This window comes from Idiomarina sp. Sol25, assembly GCF_033052775.1.
Taxonomy (GTDB): domain Bacteria; phylum Pseudomonadota; class Gammaproteobacteria; order Enterobacterales; family Alteromonadaceae; genus Idiomarina.
The window spans coordinates 39,829-60,174 of record NZ_JAUPEW010000008.1; the positions used below are offsets into that span (position 1 = coordinate 39,829).

Genomic DNA, 20,346 nt, shown 5'->3' on the forward strand with positions numbered 1-20,346 from the left:
ATGTTTGAAAACAAAACGATTTTAGTCACCGGCGGTACGGGCTCTTTTGGTCATAAGTTTATTCCTATGACCTTAGAAAAGTATAACCCGAAAAAAATCATCATCTTCTCGCGCGACGAGATGAAGCAATGGGAAATGGCGAAGCTTTTTCCTAACGATGACCGTCTTAGATTTTTTATTGGCGACGTGCGGGATCGCGACCGTCTTTATCGTGCACTGGATGGTGTCGACTACGTTGTACATGCCGCAGCCACTAAAATTGTGCCTACCGCCGAATACAACCCCTTTGAGTGTGTGAAGACGAACATTCATGGCGCTATGAACGTGATTGATGCGGCCATTGATAAAGGCGTTAAAGGTGTTGTGGCGCTGTCTACGGATAAAGCCAGCAGTCCGGTTAACCTTTACGGTGCAACCAAGCTGGCGTCGGATAAATTATTCGTTGCCGGTAACTCTTACGCCGGCGGCCATAAAACCAAATTCTCCGTGGTACGCTACGGGAATGTGATGGGCTCGCGGGGCTCGGTCATTCCGTTTTTTATGTCCATTCGCGACAAAGGCACGCTGCCCATTACAGACGAGCGTATGACCCGCTTTATGATTTCACTGGAACAGGGCGTGGAGCTGGTCTGGCACGCATTTGAGGATATGGTCGGTGGCGAAATCTACGTGAAGAAAATTCCGTCCATGAAAGTCACAGACGTTGCACGTGTGGTGGCTCCGGAGGCGGAGCAGGAAGTGGTGGGTGTCCGCCCCGGCGAGAAGTTGCGTGAACAGATGATTGGCTTTGAAGATGCGCCATACACCTATGAATACCCGGAGCATTTTAAAATTCTGCCGGCTATTCATGAGTGGGACAAAGACGCTAACCGCATTAAAGACGGCAAAAAAGTCCCGGAGGGGTTCATTTACTCCAGTGACAATAATCAGGAATGGATGACCGACGAGCAGTTACAAAGCTGGTTGAACACCAACTACGAACAGATTGGGAAAATCTGATGATACCCTATGGTAAACAAGACATTCAGCAAAGTGATATTGATGCGGTTGTCGAGGTATTAACATCGGACTTTTTGACTCAGGGCCCTAAAGTACCGGCGTTTGAGTCGGCTGTTGCTGAAAAAGTCGGTGCTAAACATGCTTTGGCTGTTAACAGTGCCACCTCAGCACTGCACATTGCCTGTCTGGCTCTTGGTTTAGGCGAAGGTGACTGGCTGTGGACCACACCGGTCACCTTTGTTGCCTCGGCGAATTGCGGTTTGTACTGCGGTGCGAAAGTCGACTTTGTTGACATTGACCCGCAAACCTACAACCTCAGTGTCAGCGCGCTGAAAGAGAAGCTTGAAAAAGCCGCCTCTGAGAAGCGCCTGCCCAAAGTGCTGGTGGTCGTTCACCTGTGTGGTCAGCCTTGTGAGATGCAGGCGATAAAAGCGCTGGCGGAAAGATACGGCGTTAAAGTCATTGAAGATGCCTCGCACGCCATTGGCGGTAAATACCAGAGCGAGTACATTGGTAACGGACGCTACAGCGATATTACTGTATTCAGCTTTCACCCGGTCAAAATCATCACCACTGCCGAAGGTGGTATGGCATTGACAAACTGTGATGAGCTGGCGACCAAGATGAATTTACTGCGGAGCCATGGTATTACCCGGGACTCTGAGCTTATGACGCATGAGCCGGACGGGCCTTGGTATTATCAGCAGGTGGACTTAGGCTTTAATTACCGAATGACGGAGCTTCAGGCAGCTCTTGGTTTAAGTCAACTTGAACGGCTGGATGACTATGTTGCGCGCCGGCATGAAATCGCAGAGCGCTACAGTGGGCTGCTAAAAGACTTTCCTTTAACGCTGCCGTGGCAGCACCCGGACAGCTACTCCGGCCTGCACCTGTATGTTATCCGCCTGAAACTTAACGAACTGTCTGTCAGCCATAAAGCGGTGTTTGAATCGCTGAGAGCTCAGGGGATCGGTGTGAATCTGCATTATATCCCGGTCCATACCCAGCCGTATTATCAGAAACTCGGTTTTAAGCCGGACGACTTCCCTGAGGCAATGGCTTACTACCACCAGGCTATTAGTTTACCGATGTACCCGACACTGAATAAAAATGAACAGCAAGACGTGGTCGAGGCACTGAAAAAGGCTTTGCAGGTATGAATGTTGCGATCATCCCGGCCCGTGGCGGCAGCAAGCGGATACCGCGTAAGAACATTAAACCGTTCTGCGGTAAACCAATGATAGCCTGGACCATTGAAGCCGCTGAAGCCAGCGGCTGTTTTGACGATATTATTGTATCGACGGACGATGATGATATTGCGGCGGTCGCAAAAGCCTGTGGCGCCTCGGTGCCGTTTACGCGCCCGAACAATTTGTCCGACGACCATACCGGTACTATTCCGGTCATTAAACATGCAATTGAATGGTACGAAGCGCATGTAAAGCCAATAGACTATGCCTGCTGCTTATACGCCACCGCTCCGTTTGTGCAGCCTGATGACCTTAAACAGGGCTTGCAGTCCGTGCAAAACGCGGATGTTGATTACGCCTTTTCGGTAACCAGCTACGCTTTCCCCATTCAGCGGGCCCTGCGTCTGTCAGACAGTGGCGGAGTCAGTATGTTTCAGCCGGAGCACTTCAACACACGCTCGCAGGATTTAGAAGAGGCATGGCACGATGCAGGACAGTTTTACTGGGGCCGGGCGGATGCCTGGCTCAATGAGAAACCGTTATTCTCGGAGCGCTCTGCGGCGGTGCCGCTGCCCCGTCACCGGGTGCAGGACATTGATACCCCGGAAGACTGGACACGGGCCGAGTGGTTGTTCAAAGCTTTGCAGGCAACCTGATGAAAGCGGTGTTCCGGGTCGATGCCTCACTGGAAATGGGGGCGGGCCATGTGATGCGCTGCCTGACGCTGGCGGATGAGCTTAGTCGCCGGGGCTTCGGGTGTGTCTTTGTGTCACGAAAGCAACCCGGAGATTTGATCAACACAGTGAAAGCGCGCGGTTATGTTGTTCATGAGCTGCCGACGTGTGATACCCCGGCGGACAGTCACCTTGCTCACAGTCATTGGTTAAAGGGTGGCTGGGAGAGAGATGCCAGGGAAAGTGAAGCCGTTTTAAAGAAGCTCGCCCCGGACTGGCTGGTGGTGGACCATTACGGTATTGATAAAAACTGGGAGCAGCAGGTAAGAGCCTGCGTTAAAGACCTTCTGGTGATTGATGATTTAGCCGACCGGGAGCACGACGGCAATGTCCTGCTCGACCAGAATTTAGGACAAACAGATGAGATGTACCACCCGCTGGTGCCGGCAGACTGCCGGATTTTAACTGGGTGTCATTACGCCTTATTGCGTCCGGAATTTGCAGAGTACCGTGAACGCAGCCTTGAGTACCGCAAAGGAAAAACTCAAATCGACCGGGTGCTGGTAACCATGGGCGGCGTGGATAAAGACAATTATAGCGGACGTATCCTGTCAGCACTGCAAAAAAGCAACTTAAAACAGCTGTGCAGAGTAACGGTGGTGCTGGGTCAACAAAGTCCCTGGTTCAACGAAGTCAGACAACAGGCTGATAAGAGCGTGTTAAACGTTGACGTTCTGCAGGGCGTATCGAATATGGCTGAATTAATGAGTCATTCAGACCTAGCGATAGGCGCTGCCGGCAGTACTTCCTGGGAGCGTTGCTGCCTCGGAGTTCCAACGATTAATTTTGTTATTGCAGATAATCAGAGGGAAGCTTCGCGGCAGCTTGTAAAAGCTGGGGCTGCTCTATCGATAGAGGGTGAAGATACGTTTGAAGCGTCGTTGATTTCATCCCTTCATTATTTGTGCGCAAATGTGGATGCTCTCCATGCCTTGTCGGATTGCTCGGCTCAACTCGTAGACGGTGTTGGTGTCCATCGGCTTTGTGATGTTATATCTAAACAGAATTAAGGGTAAAAAATGATTGAACTCAAGGGTGACAGACTTCGGGAAATGACGTCGAAAGACCTGAAGCAGGTGCTTCAGTGGCGTAATCATCCGGATGTCAGAAAGAACATGTATACCTATCATGAAATTACTGAAACCGAGCATGCGCATTGGTTTGAGCGTACGACGAATGACCCTGCCATTAAACACTTCATATTCGAAGCTGACGATAAACCGCTGGGTTTTGTGTCATTCAGTCAAATCGATAAACAGAACAAAAGAGCGCACTGGGCCTTTTATTCCGGCAGTTTGAATATCAAAGGGTTAGGAAGCCGGATGGAATCTTTAGCCCTGCTGTACGCGTTTGAATCTCTGAACCTGAACAAATTGTGTTGCGAAGTGCTGAGTTTTAATGAGCCGGTGGTGAAGTTCCACCAGCGCTTTGGGTTTGAAGTTGAAGGCACCCTGAAAGAGCATTACTTTCGTGACGGGGAAGCATTTGATGTGGTACTGCTTGCGTTGTTTAAAAGTAGCTGGCCGGCAGTAAAAGAGCGGATAATGAATAAGGTTAATAATGTCTAAAAAAGTACTCATTACCGGCGCTACGGGAGGACTGGGATACTCGGTTTGCCATTATTTCCATGAACGGGGTTATACCGTTTGGGGTACCACTCAGGACAAAAGTCGTAAGAAAGAGCTGAGTCTCTCGAGTCGCTGGGTGTAATGCTGTTTGAACTGGATATCACTGACTATAACGCATGTGAAGCGCTAATAAATGCGCTTGAAATGCGGTTCGCGGGTGTTGATGTATTAGTTAACAACGCGGGTATAACGGCGGATAAAACATTAAAAAGAATGACATCGGAGCAATGGAACCGGGTTATCGATACTAATTTAACCGGTGCCTTTAACCTGACCAGAGCAGCGCTTCCGGGGATGCTGGAGCGTGGTTACGGAAGGATCGTTTCTGTTTCGTCAATTAACGGGCATAAGGGCCAGTTCGGGCAGACGAATTATGCGGCTTCCAAAGCCGGCCTGTACGGTTTTACCAAGTCATTGGCTCAGGAAACTGCCGGAAAAGGTATAACGGTCAACACCGTGTCTCCGGGCTACCTGGAGACGGAAATGACAGATGCCATGCCTCCGGAAGTGTTATCGCATATCGTGTCAGAAATTCCGTTGAATCGTCTTGGTGAATCCTATGAAGTGGCCCGGGTTATAGAGTTTCTGGCCAATGAAAAAAGCGCATTTATTACCGGAGCTGATTACGCAATAGACGGCGGTCAGCACTAGGAGACGATTATGAAAATCAATGGAAAAACGGTCGGAGCCGATGCGCCTTACATTATCGCGGAGCTCTCTGCGAATCATAACGGGAATATTGAAACCGCATTCAACATCATATCTGCTGCCAAAAAGGCGGGGGCGGATGCGGTTAAACTGCAGACCTACCGCCCGAATACCATCACGTTGGACTCTGACTCCGATGACTTTAAAATCAAAGGCGGGCTCTGGGACGGACGAACCTTATATGAGCTTTATGAAGAAGCGCATACGCCCTGGGAATGGCACAAACCGTTGTTTGAGCACGCCCGAAACGAAGGGATAACTATATTCAGCTCGCCCTTTGATAACACCGCGGTTGATTTGCTGGAAGATTTGAATGCTCCAGCCTATAAGATTGCCTCGTTTGAAGCCATAGACCTGCCGCTTATCGAGTATGTGGCAAGCACCGGTAAACCGATGATCATTTCCACCGGCATGGCGGATGAGCAGGAAATACAGGAAGCGATAGACGCAGCACGCGGCGCGGGTTGTAAAGAGCTGGCTATACTCCACTGTGTTAGCGGTTATCCCGCCCCTGCGGAAGACTATAATCTAAAAACTTTGGTGGATATGCAGGATCGATATGGTGTGTTAACCGGATTATCCGACCACACACTGGATAACACTACGGCAATAGTGAGTGCTGCTCTGGGAGCCTCCATTATTGAAAAGCATTTTACCCTGAACCGAAACGGCGGCGGCCCGGACGACAGTTTTTCATTAGAGCCTGCAGAGCTTGCGGCTCTGTGTCGTGATACAAAAACAGCTAAAGCAGCTTTAGGTCAGGTAGATTACGGGCGTAAGTCCAGCGAACAGGGGAGTGTAAAATTTCGCCGTTCCTTATACTTCGTGAAGGATATGAAAGCTGGTGATGTTATTACCGAAGATTGCATTCGTAGTGTAAGACCTGGCTATGGGTTAGTGCCCAAGTACTTCAAAGAGTTGATAGGCAAGAAGGTAGCAGTTGATATAAAGATCAACTCTCCGGTAAGGCATGAATTAATTGAAGATTAGGTAGAAAAAGACCGCTAAAAAGTCTAATACCAGTCAGTTAAGCTGACTGATATTTCTTTTATAAGGATATTTTTATGGCTTTTTCCGGATAGCGCGAGGGTAGCGGTCAGGCACCGTCACTATCTTCATAAATGCGAAGCCAACCATTCTACAATATGACTTTTACCCACGGGCGAGTAGCGACTCAAGTGCGGTAAGCCGGCAATATACACTGGTATACCATTGATGTGACACTGAAAACCTTTTGCTGTCCAAGTGCCGTGACCGGACGGGATATGATCTTGCTCGCCTCCAAACATTGCGTGCAAGTATCCGTATGGAGAGTCGGCTGAATTACCATACGCAATAATCAGTTTGGGCTGTACGAGTTCCAGGATAGCCTCGTGAACAGGCCAACATTGTTTTGCGAGCGAAAAGCTAATGTCGTTCGCTTTGCGGCTTTGTACAAAAATTAAGTTGCTTGCACAGACATCCGCTGGGTTCAGCCCTAGCTCGCTGAGTAACCACTTCACTCTTTTTTGAAGCGGGGCTTCGCCAGCCCCCCAGGAGCCACTTCTGTTACCCCTTTCTTCATCAAGATAGGCGTTTTTGCTATTGAAGAGCATTGAATCCACGCTTTTCTCAAGGGGATTCCCGCCACTTCCACCGGGATTGAAACCAAGTAAATACACACTGCCCGGTTTCAACGTTTCGTGGCTGCTATAAAGAATACCGCCTGGCTCTTGTAATAGATCGGACAACACTTCTTTAGCAATCGTTGGGATATTAACTTTTGTCATCGTAAGTCCTTTTATCTTCTTGTTGTATTGGCTGTTACTCATAAGAACCTATTTTATGCCATTATCTATGGCTAGTAAGTATCTAGCAAGTCAGTGGCTATTTGTAAGCTATCTCTCAATTTATTCCCCACTCATTAAATGTGAACTAGACTATTAACTTCTTTTAGCTTGTTGACAGATGTCAACATTCGGTTAATATGGAGTCTAATATCAAAAAACACCCGAATAAGGAAATTCAGGCAGCTATTGACTTCGCCTTAGTCTATGGCTGGACGTTTAAGTTAAGTAAAGGTCATGCTTTTGGACGCTTAAAATGTGGAAAAGGGCATCGGCAACATCAAATTAGTGTTTGGTCAACGCCAAGAAATCCTTATAACCATGCTAAGCAAATAGTTCGACAAGTCATTGCCTGCGAGGAGTTAAAACCATGAACACCTACAATTTTTCTCTTGTCTTAGGTGGTATTTCTAACCGCACTCCGCTGTTGGAAGACAAGCTTTATAGCGCAGGCTGTGATGATGCATTGGTGTGCTTTTATGGCTCAACAGTTTATTTGCAGTTCGACCGGGAAGCGAAAAGCTTTCAGGACGCCGTGCTGTCGGCCATTCAACAAGTGGAATCATTGACCGACTGTCGAGTAACGGTCGTTGAAGCAGGTGGTTACGTCGGTATTAGTGATATTGCGGAGCGAAGCGGTTTAACTAGGCAGTCTATTTCTCTGTTAAAAGAGGGGAAGAGAGGGAGTGGTGATTTTCCATCGCCTTTATATCGTTTAACAGGTAAACAGCCATTATGGCAATGGAGTGAAGTGGCTGAGTGGTTGGCCAGCTATGAGAAAATTCCGAAGCAGTTAGCGGAGCACGCAGAGCTTGTCAGTAACCTGAACTTAGCCTTGCAGTTAAGAGACAAAAAAGTGCGAGCAAAGGTAGGTGAGCTAATGGAAGTTTTACAAAATAAATATTAGAAACAAAAAAACCGGCTCGAAAGCCGGTTTCTCTTTACCTGCGCCTAAGCCCAGGTCAGTAATTCTTCTTACAGTGCTTTGATCTTAGCATTCAAACGGCTCTTATGACGTGCCGCTTTGTTTTTGCTGATAAGACCTTTAGTTGCGTAACTGTCCAGCATTGGGGTTACGTCTTTCATTGCAGTGTTTGCTGCATCTTTGTCTTTCTTTTCAATAGCTGCGATTACACGTTTAAGGTAAGTACGCATCATTGAACGACGGCTTGCATTGTGGCGGCGATTTTTCTCGGCCTGGATCGCACGCTTTTTAGCAGACTTAATGTTAGCCAAGGTGAACTCCTAAATTCATTAACAGAACGCTTCTCTTATAAAGGCCGCAGATTATGCCTTTTCTGCTGTAAAAGTCAACAGCTGAAACAATAAAAACCGGTAATATCTTCGATTTTCGTTTTACAATTTGCATGGCTAAAAATGAGTCGATGAGTTATATTCCATTCACGACCTGGAGGTTTTATGAAGCACTTATCAAGGCTTTTACGTAAGAACCGCGAAGAGATTCAGAAAATTGTTGAAAAGCACCACGCTAAAAATGTGAAAGTGTTTGGTTCTGTGGCTGTGGGCAATGAATCTGCTGACAGCGATATTGATTTGCTGATAGAAACCACACCAGAGACCACTATGTTTGATATAGGTGCGATTAAGTTTGAACTTAATAATTTACTGGGTGTAGAGGTTGATGTATTGACACCAAACAGCTTACCTATGCAGTTTAAAGACAAAGTAGAGCAGGAAGCTCGTTTAATATGACAGACAAAGAAAGTAGAGCAAAAGATTATCTTCATCATATTGTTAACGCTATTGAGCGGATTGAATCATACACGACTGACCTTGATGAAAATGGTTTCCTGAATAACGAACTCGTGCAAGACGCGGTTATTCGCAATTTAGAAATAATTGGAGAGGCTTCAAATAACCTATTGAAGCAGTGCCCATCTACAGTAGCCCAGTTCCCTGATCTTCCTTTAACTTCTGCTTATCAAATGCGAAATGCCATTGCTCATGGCTACTTTAAAATTGATTATGAGCTTGTTTGGCGTACCATTGAAAAAGATCTGCCACCCCTGCGTGAGCAAGTTTTATAGGCAATAAAAACCTTTGAAAAATAGAGTTATCGCTTCAGAACGCGATAGATAGTTAAGGAACAGCTGTGTCCAAAGCCCTCTTAAAATCAGGATTTATCGTCAGTGCGATGACCCTAATCTCGCGCGTGTTAGGTTTAGTGCGCGATGTGGTCATTGCCAACCTGATGGGCGCTGGCGCTGCGGCAGATGTGTTCTTTTTTGCTAATAAAATCCCCAACTTTTTACGCCGCCTTTTTGCCGAGGGCGCTTTTGCCCAGGCGTTTGTGCCGGTGCTCACTGAGTACAAGCAGGGTAAAGAACTGCCCGATCAGCAATTACTGATTGCCCGGGTATCCGGTACTTTAGGTACTATTGTTACTGTAGTGACAATCTTCGGTGTGGTGGCTTCCCCGGTTGTGGCCGCGCTTTTTGGTATGGGTTGGTTTTTAGATTGGTGGAACGACGGGCCGCAAGGGGACAAATTTGTACTGGCCAGTGACTTACTCCGCATTACTTTTCCTTACTTATGGTTTATTAGCTTTACCGCTATGGCCGGCGCCATACTCAATACGCTGGGCAAGTTTGCCGTAGCCGCTTTTACACCGGTATTTTTGAACGTGGCTATTATTGCGGCGGCTATCTGGTTGGCTCCCCAGCTTGAGCAACCGGAATATGCACTGGCCTGGGGCGTATTTTTTGGTGGGCTAATTCAGCTTTTATTTCAGTTGCCGTTTCTGAAAAAAGCGGGATTATTGGTTAAGCCGCAGTGGGGCTGGAAAGACCCCGGCGTGACCAAAATTCGCAAATTGATGTTGCCGGCTATATTTGGTGTGTCAGTCAGTCAAATTAACTTACTGTTTGATACCCTCATTGCCAGCTTTTTAATGACAGGCTCCATAAGCTGGCTTTACTACTCTGACCGCTTGTTGGAATTCCCACTTGGGTTATTTGGTATTGCCATTGCTACGGTTATTTTGCCAGCGCTCTCATCACGCCATGTGGATAAATCGACTGAAAACTTCAGTGCTACGCTGGACTGGGGGATTCGCATGGTGCTGCTGTTGGGTGTACCGGCCATGGCGGGGCTTTTTGTATTAGCAGAGCCGATGCTTATGGTGTTGTTCATGCACGGCGCCTTCAGCCCGGACGATGCGCGTATGGCGTCCTACAGTCTTATGGCTTACTCCACCGGTTTGCTAAGTTTTATGATGGTGAAGGTGCTGGCAACCGGCTTTTACTCGCGGCAGGACACTAAGCGACCGGTGAAGTACGGCATTATTGCGATGGCAGCCAATATGGTATTTAACATTGCTTTGGCTATTCCTTTTAGTTACGTCGGCCTGGCACTGGCAACGGCGGCTTCGGCTGCTATCAACGCAGGCTTATTAGGCGTTACGTTATGGCGAGAAGGGGTTCTGAAAAAACAACCCGGAACCGGACGTTTTATTCTGCAGGTACTGTTTGCCACTACGGCGATGATAGCCGGTGTGCTCTGGTTAAGTCCGGATATTGCTACCTGGCGAACCAGTTCTTTAGTTGAGCGCCCCAGGCTTTTGGCTCAGGTGATTGGATTCGGCGCCGCCATTTATATTGGCGTGTTGGTTATTACTGGCATGAGACCGAGACATTTCCGTGCGCGCGAGTACTGATTATCGCCTCGGTATCAGTTATAATCGCGTTTTTCCGGAAAATAGTAAGATTGTGCGGGCATGGAACTGATTCGCGGTACTCATAACTTAAGAGCTGAGCATCACGGCTGTGTGTTGACCATCGGTAACTTTGATGGTGTTCACCTGGGCCATCAGGCGGTATTGAGCCAGGTCCGTGAACAAGCGCTGCAGTTGGGCGTCCCCTCCGCTGTGATGACCTTTGAGCCGCAGCCGCAAGAGCTTTTCCAGCCTGAAAAAGCGCCCGCGCGTTTAACCAACTGGCGCGAGAAATATCTCGCCCTCCAGGCACAAAATGTCGACCGGCATATTGTTATTGAATTTAATAAAAAGTTTGCCAGCCAGCCAGCGCGAGAGTTTATTGAACAGACTCTGGTTGGCAAGCTGGGCGTTAAGTTTCTGGTGGTAGGCGATGATTTCCGCTTTGGTTATAAACGAGAAGGTGACTTCGAGTTGTTGCAAAAAGCCGGTAAAGAACTGGGATTTGAGGTGGTCGATACTCGCAGCTATCGTCAACAGCAACAACGAGTCAGCAGCACCGCTATACGTCAGGCGCTGGAAGATGGCGACTTTGAACAGGCCGAACAAATGCTCGGGCGGCCTTATCAAATATGCGGAAAAGTCGTACACGGCCGTAAAAATGGCCGGACTATTGGTTTTCCTACCGCGAACGTGCCGTTAAAACGTTTAAAAAGCCCGTTACATGGGGTGTTTGCAGTAACAGCTCAGTTTGGTAAAGACGAAGAAATACATTCCGGCGTTGCCAACCTGGGAACCCGGCCGACATTAAATGGCGACGAAGTACAGCTGGAGGTGCATTTGTTTGAGTTTTCAGGCAATCTGTACGGTCAGCAGATGACGGTCACACCGGTGGCCAAATTGCGTAATGAGCAACGCTTTGCGTCGTTGCAGCACTTACAAGAACAAATTGAAAAAGATGCCGCCCGCGCACGTGAAGCATTAGCGTGCCGGAGTCAGTAACTATGCGGAAATGGAAACAGTGACCCATGAGTGATTACAAACACACCTTAAACTTGCCACAAACAGCATTTCCAATGCGCGGCAACCTGGCTCAGCGCGAGCCAAAAATGCTGGAGCAGTGGTATGAAACTGACCTGTACGGTCAAATTCGTAAAGCCAAAGCGGGCAAGCCTAAATTTATTCTGCACGATGGCCCTCCGTACGCGAACGGGCAAATTCACATTGGTCACGCCGTAAATAAAATTTTAAAAGACGTTATTGTTAAGGCGAAAACCTTAAGCGACTTCGACGCGCCTTACGTACCGGGCTGGGATTGTCATGGTCTGCCAATTGAACTGCAAGTTGAGAAAAAGCACGGCAAGCCGGGTAAAAAATTGAATCTGGCTGAGTTCCGCGAAAAGTGTCGTGAATACGCAATGACCCAAATTGACCAGCAACGTACGGACTTTAAACGTCTGGGGGTGTTGGGCGACTGGGACAATCCTTATCTGACCATGAACTTTAAGCAGGAAGCCGACAGTGTTCGAGCTTTGGCAAAAATTATTGATAACGGTCACATGCATCAAGGTTTCAAGCCGGTTCACTGGTGTACAGACTGTGGCTCAGCGCTGGCGGAAGCGGAAGTTGAATATCAGGACAAAAACTCCCCGGCCATTGACGTGCGTATGCCGGTTGCGGCTACAGCTGAAACGGTTGACCGATTCAGCACGCCAGAAGGGCATGTCGGTGAGGGCGATGTCAGCATGGTTATCTGGACCACGACCCCGTGGACCATTCCTGCCAACCGCGCTGTGACTTTGGCCGAAGGGCTCGAGTACACTTTAGTGCAAATTGAGGCCAGCGATGATCAGCCTGCCGAGCGTGTGATTCTTGCGGACGATTTGGTTAATGACTGCATGGAGCGCTGGAACATTACCCACTACCACAAGCTGGGTTTCTGCAAAGGTAAAGACTTAGAAGGTCTGCAGCTACAGCATCCGTTGTTTGAATTGCAGGTGCCGGTAATACTGGGCGACCACGTAACCACTGAAAGTGGTACCGGTTGTGTGCATACAGCGCCAGGCCATGGTGTCGATGACTTCCTGGTCGGTCAACGTTACGGTATTGAGGTTTATAACCCAGTTGGCGATAACGGTGTGTACAAAGATGATACGCCACTGTTTGCCGGACAGCATGTGTTTAAAGCAAACGAGCCTATTGTCGACAAGCTGCGCGAAATGGGCAACTTGATGCATGCCGAAAGTTACCGTCATTCGTACCCGCATTGCTGGCGCCATAAAACGCCAATTATTTTCCGTGCGACGCCGCAGTGGTTTATCAGCATGGACAAGAAGGGTTTGCGTGCAGGTGCTTTAGAGCAAATTAAGAAGGTGGGCTGGTTCCCTGAGTGGGGGCAAAGCCGCATTGAATCTATGGTAGAAGGGCGCCCTGACTGGTGTATTTCTCGTCAGCGTACCTGGGGTAACCCCATTGCCATTTTCGTGAATCGCGAAACTGATGAGCTTCACCCGAACACGCTGGAGCTGATGGAAAAAGTGGCTCAGTTAATTGAAAAAGACGGTGTTCAGGCGTGGTTTGACTTAGAGCCTGAAACTTTACTAGGCGATGAAGCTGATAAATACCGTAAAGTGACCGACACCTTAGACGTCTGGTTTGACTCCGGTGTAACGCACCATTGCGTATTGCGTGAGTTTGATGGTTTGCGCTGGCCTGCCGATTTGTATCTGGAAGGGTCAGATCAGCACCGCGGCTGGTTCCAGAGCTCTCTGGTTACCGGTGTTGCAATGTATGAGGAAGCGCCATACCACCAGGTATTAACGCACGGTTTTACTGTGGATGCACAGGGCCGCAAGATGTCTAAGTCTATCGGGAACGTAGTGGCTCCGCAGGACGTGATGAATAAGTTGGGTGGCGATATTCTGCGCTTATGGGTTGCATCAGCAGATTATTCCGGCGAAATGACGGTTTCTGATGAAATCCTTAAACGCTCTGCAGATGCGTATCGTCGCATTCGTAATACGTCGCGCTTTTTATTAGCGAACTTAACCGGTTTTGACCCTAAAACCGACTTGGTTGCCAAAGAAAATATGGTTGAACTGGATCGCTGGATTGTCGGCCGTGCGGCTGACTTACAACAAGAGCTGCTGGAAGCCTACAATAACTACCAGTTCCACAGTGTGGTGCAGAAGCTCATGCACTTCTGTTCTATTGAATTGGGCAGCTTCTACCTGGATATTATTAAAGACCGCCAGTACACCGCAAAATCGGAGGGGTTAGCGCGGCGTTCATGTCAGACGGCGCTGTATCATATTGCCGAAGCATTAGTGCGCTGGATGGCACCAATTTGCAGCTTTACCGCTCAGGAAATTTGGGACTTGTTGCCAAACGAACGCAGCCAGTATGTCTTTACTGAAAGCTGGTATCAGGGTTTTGGTGAATTTTCCGGTGTTAAAGACGATGAAAACGAGTTTTGGATGCAGTTACTGGAAATTCGTGATGTCGTTAACCAGGCGCTGGAACAGTCACGCCGAGATGATGTTATCGGTGGTTCGTTACAGGCAGAAGTCACATTGTACGCTGACGATAAACTGGCGACAGCCTTGAATCGTTTAGGCGAAGAGTTGCGCTTTGCACTGCTGACATCGGAAGCGCAAGTGGCTTCTATTAATGATGCCCCGGCCAACGCGGTAAAAGCTGAGAAATTAGCTTTGGCCGTTAGCGTAGTTAAATCAGAATATAAGAAGTGTGAGCGTTGCTGGCACCATCGCAAAGAGGTTGGCACACTAGAAAGCCATGCCGATTTATGCCAGCGTTGTGTGACTAATATTGAAGGTGAAGGTGAGGAGCGTCGTTTTGCCTGATTTTGCTGACCAGACTAACCGCGCAACCGGGCTACGCTTTTTGTGGCTGACATTGTTGCTGGTAGTTATTGATCAAATTACGAAGATTTGGGTCGCGGGTGAGTTTGAGCTTTATGAAAGCCGAGTTGTTATTGAAGGCTTGTTTAACTTCACCTATGTACATAACTATGGTGCCGCATTTAGTTTTTTAAGTGACGGCGGCGGTTGGCAGCGTTGGTTCTTTACCGCCATTGCTATCGCTATCAGCGTGGTGCTGCTCATTTGGATGCGCCGCAACCCGGTGGGTTTATGGCGCCAGAATTTAGCCTTTTCTCTGATTATGGCCGGGGCTATTGGTAACGTAGCTGACCGGTTAATGTATGGTTATGTCATCGACTTTTTTGATGTTCATTATCAGGGGTGGCACTGGCCGGCCTTTAACGTAGCCGACATGGCTATTACTATTGGTGCCGCACTCATGTTATTGGAAGCTTTTTTTGATAACCGTCGGGACAAAGCCGAGAACGGTCAAGGGCAGTAAGGAGTTTTATTTGAGTCGTTTACCTATAGAGCACGGACGGGAAGTGGTGATGCACTTCACTATTAAGTTGTCCGATGATTCAGTTGCAGACAGCACCAAAATGTCAGGTAAGCCCGCAAAGTTTCGGATGGGTGATGGCAACTTGACCGAAAACTTTGAAGCGTGCCTTGTGGGGTTGCGCGAAGGGGCGGAACGCAAGTTCACGTTAGAGCCTAAAGACGCCTTTGGTGAACCCAACCCGGACAACTATTATTATGTTGATTCGGCAAAGTTTAGCGACGAAACCAAACCGGAAGTTGGCGCTATTCTGGCTTTTACTCAACCGGATGGTACTGATTTACCGGGAATTGTTCGTAAAATTGAAGGTCCAACAGTGACCATCGACTTTAATCACCCGTTGGCCGGACAAACAGTGATTTTTGAAGTGGAAATTATCAGCGTTGAGCCGTGAGTGGTTACTGAATCAGGCTGAACGCAGGAGGAAATGATGCAAATTTTGTTGGCGAACCCACGTGGTTTTTGTGCCGGAGTTGATCGCGCTATTACCATTGTTGAGCGGGCTTTAGAAATCTTTGAGCCGCCAATTTACGTGCGTCACGAAGTGGTTCACAACAAATACGTTGTCAGTAAATTGCGCGAGGCCGGTGCGGTCTTTGTAGAAGAACTGCACGAAGTGCCGGATGACCAGATTGTTATTTTTAGTGCTCATGGCGTTTCTCAGGCGGTAAGGCAAGAAGCGAAAGATCGCGGCCTTCGTGTGTTTGATGCCACTTGTCCATTGGTGACCAAGGTTCATATGGAAGTGACACGAGCCAGTCGCAAAGGGCACGAATGTGTACTCATTGGTCATGCCGGACATCCGGAAGTTGAAGGCACCATGGGTCAGTATAAGAACACCGATGGTGGTATCTACTTAGTTGAATCGCCTGAAGACGTGAATAAGCTTGAAGTTAAAGACTTGAAGAACCTTCATTATATGAGTCAGACAACCTTATCGGTTGATGACACGGCCGATGTTATTGAAGCCTTACGTCAGAAGTTTCCTGATATTAATGGTCCTCGTAAAGATGATATCTGCTACGCCACCCAAAACCGGCAGGACGCAGTTCGTGAGTTAGCCAGTGATGCCGATGTCATGTTGGTGGTTGGAGCGCGTAACAGTTCAAATTCAAACCGCTTACGAGAGCTTTCCGAGAAAATGGGAACTCCGGCATACCTAATTGATGACGCCAGCTGTATTGATAAAGCCTGGTTAGAGGGGCACGACAAGGTTGCAGTAACTGCTGGCGCTTCTGCACCGGAAGTGTTGGTTAAAGAAGTGATTGCTAAGCTGCAGGAATGGGGCGGCAAAACCGCAGTTGAACTCAGTGGCCGCGAAGAGAATATTACCTTTTCAATTCCACCGGAGCTAAGACCGCACCCGGTGAGCTAGACGGTTTATCGGGAAAGCCAGAATGTTTGGATCAGTTCGTTATCTTTTCCCCAGGACACTGTGACTTTGCTGGTAGCGTTAAACTGGTCAATAGAAGTGAGTTCTGCTGTTAAATGAAGTTGCCCGGCTTTCCTCGATAGTTCTGGGTTATTACCTTTAGCCCACGCTTGTTGAGCCTCACTTAAATAAGTCATCAAAACCTCCACCGCCTTTGCTTTTGTATGGGCATGATCAATCGCCGATAGCCCAACTTGTAAAAGCTGCAGACTGCTCACGGACCAGAGCGCCACCAGGGCAGCTCCGGCCAAAACTTCAACCAGAGAAAAGCCCTTATTCTTGTGCCTGTTCATAAGCCCCGCGCTCTGCTTCTAAGTCTTTCTGAAGTTGCTGAGAAAGCTGTTGCCACTGATGATGTTGCTGAGCTTCTATCATTTGCGCGTAGAAGAGCAGTGCAGCTAAACTGGCTGAGCTTAAACTTATAAGTGTTACTAAGGTGAGTATCAGAGCGAATCCTTTCGCGTTCATAGTAAGCTCCATTTAGTTAACCAGAGGAGTGATTGTTCGTTTGAAAACATGTGTCTGTGCATTGCTGGTAACGGTAAAAGCTATAAAGAGTTTTGATAACCCACTACCGGATTCCGGATAGTAAGAGTCAGCAGTAAATTGCGTGACTTTGAATTGAGACTTATCGGTAAGGGACTGCCAACCATACCCGGCGCAGTCGAGAGTCATTGAGTTATGCTGTAGTTGTTCATTCCTGACTCGAAAGCCAACCGAGCCTCCGTTTTGCTGAGGAAACAAATAGCAACTGCCCTGAGGGTTCGAAATTTGCGTTGCGGCTGTATTTTTTAAGGTTTCAAAAAACTGATTTGCAACTGACTGAGCACTTAAGAGTAAATTGACCTGCATTAGCTTGCGGTGTTGCACTCCTGTTTGCCATTGCATTTGTTGCTGCGCCGCCAGAGCAACTATCGCGCCAATAGCCGAGGCTATAAGAACTTCTACCAAGCTACTGCCGCGCTCAGAAGTCATTAACATGAGGGGATTCCCGGAAGTGAATTACCCTCACTTAGGCATAGTCGAATACGACCGATACTGCTGATGATGACTTTTACCTGTCTGCTTTTGCCTATTAGCCTGATATGCCCCGGTGTCGCGGCAGCTGACTCTCCATAAAAAGTGAGCGACGCGGAAGAACTGTAAGTGTATCCGGTTTGAATACCTGAGGCTTCTGAGTCATTGCTGAATGTGACTAAGTCGACTTCAATAGATTCCTTATTTGCTATGGACTTGGCTTTTACCAACTGCAAATAAGACAGCCAGCGGCCAGCTTCTTTTTGAAGCAATAAAGACTCTGTCTGCTGAGTAAATATTGGCAGGGCCGAAGCGCCAAGCACCGCACTAACAGCCAATGCTACGACCAATTCCATAAGAGAGTAACCGCGCATAAACACACATTATTTTGAAAAAGAGCAACGAGTATAGAAGCTGCTTAAGCTTTGTCTGTAAGCCCCAACTGAAACGAATGTAAGATAACCTCCGAATAAAATGAAAGCTGGCTCGATTCTTGAATAAAACATCCCAGGTTCAACTTTTTGACGCAACAGGAAGACGTATGGCGAGCGGTGCCGAAAAGTTAGTAAATTTAAGAAATTTCACGCAAAACAATGCGCACCTTATCAAAGGTTTTGGAACGCCGTTGGCCATTATGGCTATTCTGGCGATGATTGTTTTGCCAATTCCGGCTGTGGTGCTGGATGTTCTCTTTTCATTTTCAATTACTTTGTCACTGGTGGTTATGCTGGTGGCTGTTTATACCCAACGTCCGCTGGATTTCGCCGCCTTTCCTACCGTATTGCTTATTGCTACGGTACTACGCTTAAGCCTCAACGTTGCCTCTACGCGTATTGTTTTATTAGAAGGACATAACGGGCCCGGTGCTGCAGGTTCTGTTATTGAAGCCTTTGGTAGCGTGGTCATAGGGGGTAACTACACTGTTGGTCTGGTGGTGTTCGCCATTCTGGTTATTATTAACTTTGTGGTTATTACTAAGGGTGCCGGTCGTATTTCAGAAGTAACCGCTCGCTTCACCCTTGACGCCATGCCTGGTAAACAAATGGCGATTGACGCTGACCTTAACGCGGGACTAATCAACCAGGAAGAAGCCAAAGCACGACGCAGCGATGTAACCCGTGAGGCCGATTTCTACGGCTCTATGGACGGTGCCAGTAAGTTCGTAAAAGGCGATGCTATAGCCGGTATTTTAATCCTCTTTATCAACATTATCGGCGGGCTGCTCATTGGTATGATCCAATACGGACTCACATTCAATGAGGCTGTTGAGGTTTATACGCTATTAACCATTGGCGACGGCCTGGTTGCGCAAATTCCATCATTGTTACTGTCAGTTGCGACTGCCATTATCATTACTCGTGAAAATAACAGCCAGGACATGGGCGATGCGGTTGTTCTGCAATTGCTCGATAACCCAAAGGTTTTGGTCATTACCAGCGCGGTATTGTTTGCTATGGGCGTTATTCCCGGTATGCCGCACTTTGCCTTTTTAAGCATGTCGGGCGTGTTAGCCGGCGCAGCTTACTTTAAACTTAAAAAAACCAAGACTGAAGAAGGCGAGCTGGTTGAAAAAGAACAGGAACAGCAAGTTCAGCAGGCGCAACAAAAAGAGCTCAGCTGGGACGACGTTCGCCATGTAGACACTATTGGTCTGGAAGTTGGCTATCGCCTAATTCCATTGGTGGATAAGCAGCAGGGCGGTGAATTGCTTTCACGCATTAAAGGTGTACGTAAGAAGCAGTCTCAGGAATTTGGTTTTCTCGTGCCAGCTGTTCATATCAGAGACAACCTCGATTTAGGCCCCAACAGTTACCGCATTACCCTTATGGGCGTAACCATGGGTGAAGCTGAAATTCGTCATGACTGGGAGATGGCGATTAACCCGGGGCAGGTATTCGGTGAGCTGGAGGGTGAGAAGACAAAAGACCCGGCCTTTGGGCTGGATGCGGTCTGGATCCGGCCAGAACAGCGCGAACATGCACAAACACTGGGTTACACCGTGGTTGACGCGGCAACCGTAGTCGCTACGCACTTAAGTCAGATTGTAACCAATCATGCATCTCAGTTGCTGGGTCACGAAGAAGCCCAAGAATTGCTGGATCGTCTCGGTCGCACACATCCTAAGTTGATCGAGGGGTTAATTCCGGATTTATTATCGCTGGGTAACTTTGTCAAAGTACTGCAGAACTTATTGGATGAAGGTATCGCTATTCGGGATATGCGTACCATCGTGCAAACTTTAGTTGAGTACGCCGGTCGCAGTCAGGATCCTGAAGTACTGACAGCTGCAGTCAGAATTTCACTGCGTCGCTTAATTGTTCAGGACATTGCTGAGGGAGCCGCAGAATTGCCTGTCATAACTTTGGCGCCAGAGTTGGAACAGATGTTGCATCAGTCATTGCAAATGGCTGGTAATGACGGAAATCAGCAAGGCGCCGGAATCGAACCGGGTTTGGCCGAACGCCTGCAACAATCATTACGCGAAGTGCACCAGCAGCAGGAAATGAATGGTGAACCTTCAGTACTGCTGACTTCGGGGCTTCTACGGTCAACCATGGCGCGTTTTGCGCGTCACGCTACCGATGGTATGCGCGTGTTGTCCTATCAGGAAGTACCGGATGATAAACAAATTCGCATTGTCAGCTCAATTGGTGGACAACAAAACGGTGGTGAATAAACCACCACACAAGAGTAACGGG

The 20,346-nt window shown here is 48.1% G+C and carries 24 protein-coding genes and 1 pseudogene; 18 read left to right on the forward strand and 7 right to left on the reverse strand.

Going from position 1 to position 20,346, the window contains the following annotated elements:
• From pseB to pseI, 8 genes are read left to right on the forward strand one after another with little or no spacing between them, the layout of a single operon-like run.
• Positions 1-999, forward strand: a complete 999-nt coding sequence (pseB, locus tag Q5L94_RS11200) for a UDP-N-acetylglucosamine 4,6-dehydratase (inverting) (RefSeq protein WP_317498487.1) — start codon at positions 1-3, stop codon at positions 997-999.
• On the forward strand, positions 999-2,159 hold the full coding sequence (gene pseC / locus Q5L94_RS11205) for a UDP-4-amino-4,6-dideoxy-N-acetyl-beta-L-altrosamine transaminase (protein WP_317498488.1): 1,161 nt from the start codon (positions 999-1,001) through the stop codon (positions 2,157-2,159). The genes pseB and pseC overlap by 1 nt, the downstream gene beginning before the upstream one ends.
• Complete coding sequence (gene pseF, locus Q5L94_RS11210; protein WP_317498489.1) at positions 2,156-2,845, forward strand: pseudaminic acid cytidylyltransferase; 690 nt, start codon at positions 2,156-2,158, stop codon at positions 2,843-2,845. Before pseC ends, pseF begins: the two co-directional genes overlap by 4 nt.
• Entirely contained in the window at positions 2,845-3,933 is a 1,089-nt protein-coding gene (gene pseG, locus Q5L94_RS11215) for a UDP-2,4-diacetamido-2,4,6-trideoxy-beta-L-altropyranose hydrolase (protein WP_317498490.1), read from the forward strand. The genes pseF and pseG overlap by 1 nt, the downstream gene beginning before the upstream one ends.
• 9 nt (positions 3,934-3,942) lie before the next feature.
• Positions 3,943-4,491, forward strand: a complete 549-nt coding sequence (pseH, locus tag Q5L94_RS11220; protein ID WP_317498491.1) for a UDP-4-amino-4,6-dideoxy-N-acetyl-beta-L-altrosamine N-acetyltransferase — start codon at positions 3,943-3,945, stop codon at positions 4,489-4,491.
• A complete protein-coding gene (locus Q5L94_RS11225) occupies positions 4,484-4,633 on the forward strand; it encodes an NAD-dependent epimerase/dehydratase family protein (RefSeq protein ID WP_317498492.1) in 150 nt (49 codons plus the stop codon). Before pseH ends, Q5L94_RS11225 begins: the two co-directional genes overlap by 8 nt.
• Positions 4,633-5,202, forward strand: coding sequence for an SDR family oxidoreductase (locus Q5L94_RS11230; RefSeq protein WP_317498493.1), 570 nt, complete (start codon positions 4,633-4,635; stop codon positions 5,200-5,202). The genes Q5L94_RS11225 and Q5L94_RS11230 overlap by 1 nt, the downstream gene beginning before the upstream one ends.
• Before the next feature lie 9 nt (positions 5,203-5,211).
• Positions 5,212-6,249, forward strand: a complete 1,038-nt coding sequence (gene pseI, locus Q5L94_RS11235) for a pseudaminic acid synthase (protein ID WP_317498494.1) — start codon at positions 5,212-5,214, stop codon at positions 6,247-6,249.
• Between the two features lie 125 nt (positions 6,250-6,374).
• On the opposite strand, the gene Q5L94_RS11240 is transcribed toward pseI, so the two are convergent.
• Positions 6,375-7,028 (reverse strand): hypothetical protein, encoded by a 654-nt coding sequence (locus tag Q5L94_RS11240; RefSeq protein ID WP_317498495.1) that lies wholly within the window; start codon positions 7,026-7,028, stop codon positions 6,375-6,377.
• Between the two features lie 427 nt (positions 7,029-7,455).
• On the opposite strand from Q5L94_RS11240, the gene Q5L94_RS11245 reads away from it, so the two are divergent.
• Positions 7,456-7,992 (forward strand): hypothetical protein, encoded by a 537-nt coding sequence (locus tag Q5L94_RS11245; RefSeq protein WP_317498496.1) that lies wholly within the window; start codon positions 7,456-7,458, stop codon positions 7,990-7,992.
• Between the two features lie 68 nt (positions 7,993-8,060).
• On the opposite strand, the gene rpsT is transcribed toward Q5L94_RS11245, so the two are convergent.
• A complete protein-coding gene (rpsT, locus tag Q5L94_RS11250) occupies positions 8,061-8,321 on the reverse strand; it encodes a 30S ribosomal protein S20 (RefSeq protein ID WP_054486760.1) in 261 nt (86 codons plus the stop codon).
• 183 nt (positions 8,322-8,504) lie between these two features.
• Here rpsT and Q5L94_RS11255 point away from each other — a divergent pair, with 183 nt between their 5' ends.
• The 8 genes from Q5L94_RS11255 to ispH all read left to right on the forward strand — a co-directional run bounded on the left by Q5L94_RS11255 (position 8,505) and on the right by ispH (position 16,573).
• Positions 8,505-8,798, forward strand: a complete 294-nt coding sequence (locus tag Q5L94_RS11255; protein ID WP_317498497.1) for a nucleotidyltransferase family protein — start codon at positions 8,505-8,507, stop codon at positions 8,796-8,798.
• Entirely contained in the window at positions 8,795-9,133 is a 339-nt protein-coding gene (locus Q5L94_RS11260; protein WP_317498498.1) for a DUF86 domain-containing protein, read from the forward strand. The genes Q5L94_RS11255 and Q5L94_RS11260 overlap by 4 nt, the downstream gene beginning before the upstream one ends.
• 65 nt (positions 9,134-9,198) lie before the next feature.
• Positions 9,199-10,761 carry a murein biosynthesis integral membrane protein MurJ gene (gene murJ / locus Q5L94_RS11265; RefSeq protein WP_317498499.1) on the forward strand — a complete coding sequence of 521 codons (1,563 nt, stop codon included), beginning with the start codon at positions 9,199-9,201 and terminating at the stop codon, positions 10,759-10,761.
• A gap of 60 nt (positions 10,762-10,821) precedes the next feature.
• Positions 10,822-11,760 carry a bifunctional riboflavin kinase/FAD synthetase gene (gene ribF, locus Q5L94_RS11270; RefSeq protein WP_317498500.1) on the forward strand — a complete coding sequence of 313 codons (939 nt, stop codon included), beginning with the start codon at positions 10,822-10,824 and terminating at the stop codon, positions 11,758-11,760.
• A gap of 26 nt (positions 11,761-11,786) precedes the next feature.
• A complete protein-coding gene (gene ileS / locus Q5L94_RS11275) occupies positions 11,787-14,621 on the forward strand; it encodes an isoleucine--tRNA ligase (protein ID WP_317498501.1) in 2,835 nt (944 codons plus the stop codon).
• Positions 14,614-15,141, forward strand: coding sequence for a signal peptidase II (gene lspA / locus Q5L94_RS11280; protein ID WP_317498502.1), 528 nt, complete (start codon positions 14,614-14,616; stop codon positions 15,139-15,141). The genes ileS and lspA overlap by 8 nt, the downstream gene beginning before the upstream one ends.
• 10 nt (positions 15,142-15,151) lie before the next feature.
• Positions 15,152-15,592 carry an FKBP-type peptidyl-prolyl cis-trans isomerase gene (gene fkpB, locus Q5L94_RS11285; RefSeq protein WP_317498503.1) on the forward strand — a complete coding sequence of 147 codons (441 nt, stop codon included), beginning with the start codon at positions 15,152-15,154 and terminating at the stop codon, positions 15,590-15,592.
• A gap of 36 nt (positions 15,593-15,628) precedes the next feature.
• On the forward strand, positions 15,629-16,573 hold the full coding sequence (gene ispH / locus Q5L94_RS11290; protein ID WP_317498544.1) for a 4-hydroxy-3-methylbut-2-enyl diphosphate reductase: 945 nt from the start codon (positions 15,629-15,631) through the stop codon (positions 16,571-16,573).
• A 5-nt stretch (positions 16,574-16,578) separates the two neighbouring features.
• Here the strand turns inward: ispH and Q5L94_RS11295 are convergent, their stop codons facing one another.
• From Q5L94_RS11295 to Q5L94_RS11315, 5 genes and pseudogenes are all read right to left on the reverse strand, one after another.
• The gene (locus Q5L94_RS11295) at positions 16,579-16,767 is read right to left on the reverse strand and encodes a hypothetical protein (protein ID WP_317498545.1); all 189 of its coding nucleotides are present in this window, start codon (positions 16,765-16,767) and stop codon (positions 16,579-16,581) included.
• Positions 16,768-16,878: 111 nt separating this feature from the next.
• A pseudogene (locus tag Q5L94_RS11300) lies at positions 16,879-16,923 on the reverse strand (hypothetical protein); the annotation flags it as partial.
• The gene (locus Q5L94_RS11305; protein WP_317498504.1) at positions 16,904-17,098 is read right to left on the reverse strand and encodes a Type II secretion pathway-like protein; all 195 of its coding nucleotides are present in this window, start codon (positions 17,096-17,098) and stop codon (positions 16,904-16,906) included. The pseudogene Q5L94_RS11300 and the gene Q5L94_RS11305, both read right to left, overlap by 20 nt.
• A 12-nt stretch (positions 17,099-17,110) precedes the next feature.
• Positions 17,111-17,611: a prepilin-type N-terminal cleavage/methylation domain-containing protein gene (locus Q5L94_RS11310; protein ID WP_317498505.1), complete on the reverse strand. Its 501-nt coding sequence runs from the start codon at positions 17,609-17,611 to the stop codon at positions 17,111-17,113.
• Positions 17,605-18,021: a prepilin-type N-terminal cleavage/methylation domain-containing protein gene (locus tag Q5L94_RS11315; RefSeq protein WP_317498506.1), complete on the reverse strand. Its 417-nt coding sequence runs from the start codon at positions 18,019-18,021 to the stop codon at positions 17,605-17,607. The genes Q5L94_RS11310 and Q5L94_RS11315 overlap by 7 nt, the downstream gene beginning before the upstream one ends.
• Before the next feature lie 167 nt (positions 18,022-18,188).
• Here Q5L94_RS11315 and flhA point away from each other — a divergent pair, with 167 nt between their 5' ends.
• Positions 18,189-20,324: a flagellar biosynthesis protein FlhA gene (gene flhA / locus Q5L94_RS11320; RefSeq protein WP_317498507.1), complete on the forward strand. Its 2,136-nt coding sequence runs from the start codon at positions 18,189-18,191 to the stop codon at positions 20,322-20,324.
• Positions 20,325-20,346: the final 22 nt, after the last annotated feature.

Bases quoted from the DNA above. Each gene is read 5' to 3' on its own strand.
- pseB (WP_317498487.1), top strand. From the start codon at position 1: ATGTTTGAAAACAAAACGATTTTAGTCACCGGCGGTACGGGCTCTTTT.
- pseC (WP_317498488.1), top strand. From the start codon at position 999: ATGATACCCTATGGTAAACAAGACATTCAGCAAAGTGATATTGATGCG.
- pseF (WP_317498489.1), top strand. From the start codon at position 2,156: ATGAATGTTGCGATCATCCCGGCCCGTGGCGGCAGCAAGCGGATACCG.
- pseG (WP_317498490.1), top strand. From the start codon at position 2,845: ATGAAAGCGGTGTTCCGGGTCGATGCCTCACTGGAAATGGGGGCGGGC.
- pseH (WP_317498491.1), top strand. From the start codon at position 3,943: ATGATTGAACTCAAGGGTGACAGACTTCGGGAAATGACGTCGAAAGAC.
- Q5L94_RS11225 (WP_317498492.1), top strand. From the start codon at position 4,484: ATGTCTAAAAAAGTACTCATTACCGGCGCTACGGGAGGACTGGGATAC.
- Q5L94_RS11230 (WP_317498493.1), top strand. From the start codon at position 4,633: ATGCTGTTTGAACTGGATATCACTGACTATAACGCATGTGAAGCGCTA.
- pseI (WP_317498494.1), top strand. From the start codon at position 5,212: ATGAAAATCAATGGAAAAACGGTCGGAGCCGATGCGCCTTACATTATC.
- Q5L94_RS11240 (WP_317498495.1), bottom strand. From the start codon at position 7,028: ATGACAAAAGTTAATATCCCAACGATTGCTAAAGAAGTGTTGTCCGAT.
- Q5L94_RS11245 (WP_317498496.1), top strand. From the start codon at position 7,456: ATGAACACCTACAATTTTTCTCTTGTCTTAGGTGGTATTTCTAACCGC.
- Q5L94_RS11255 (WP_317498497.1), top strand. From the start codon at position 8,505: ATGAAGCACTTATCAAGGCTTTTACGTAAGAACCGCGAAGAGATTCAG.
- Q5L94_RS11260 (WP_317498498.1), top strand. From the start codon at position 8,795: ATGACAGACAAAGAAAGTAGAGCAAAAGATTATCTTCATCATATTGTT.
- ribF (WP_317498500.1), top strand. From the start codon at position 10,822: ATGGAACTGATTCGCGGTACTCATAACTTAAGAGCTGAGCATCACGGC.
- ileS (WP_317498501.1), top strand. From the start codon at position 11,787: ATGAGTGATTACAAACACACCTTAAACTTGCCACAAACAGCATTTCCA.
- ispH (WP_317498544.1), top strand. From the start codon at position 15,629: ATGCAAATTTTGTTGGCGAACCCACGTGGTTTTTGTGCCGGAGTTGAT.
- Q5L94_RS11295 (WP_317498545.1), bottom strand. From the start codon at position 16,767: ATGACTTATTTAAGTGAGGCTCAACAAGCGTGGGCTAAAGGTAATAAC.
- Q5L94_RS11305 (WP_317498504.1), bottom strand. From the start codon at position 17,098: ATGAACGCGAAAGGATTCGCTCTGATACTCACCTTAGTAACACTTATA.
- Q5L94_RS11310 (WP_317498505.1), bottom strand. From the start codon at position 17,611: ATGTTAATGACTTCTGAGCGCGGCAGTAGCTTGGTAGAAGTTCTTATA.
- Q5L94_RS11315 (WP_317498506.1), bottom strand. From the start codon at position 18,021: ATGCGCGGTTACTCTCTTATGGAATTGGTCGTAGCATTGGCTGTTAGT.
- flhA (WP_317498507.1), top strand. From the start codon at position 18,189: ATGGCGAGCGGTGCCGAAAAGTTAGTAAATTTAAGAAATTTCACGCAA.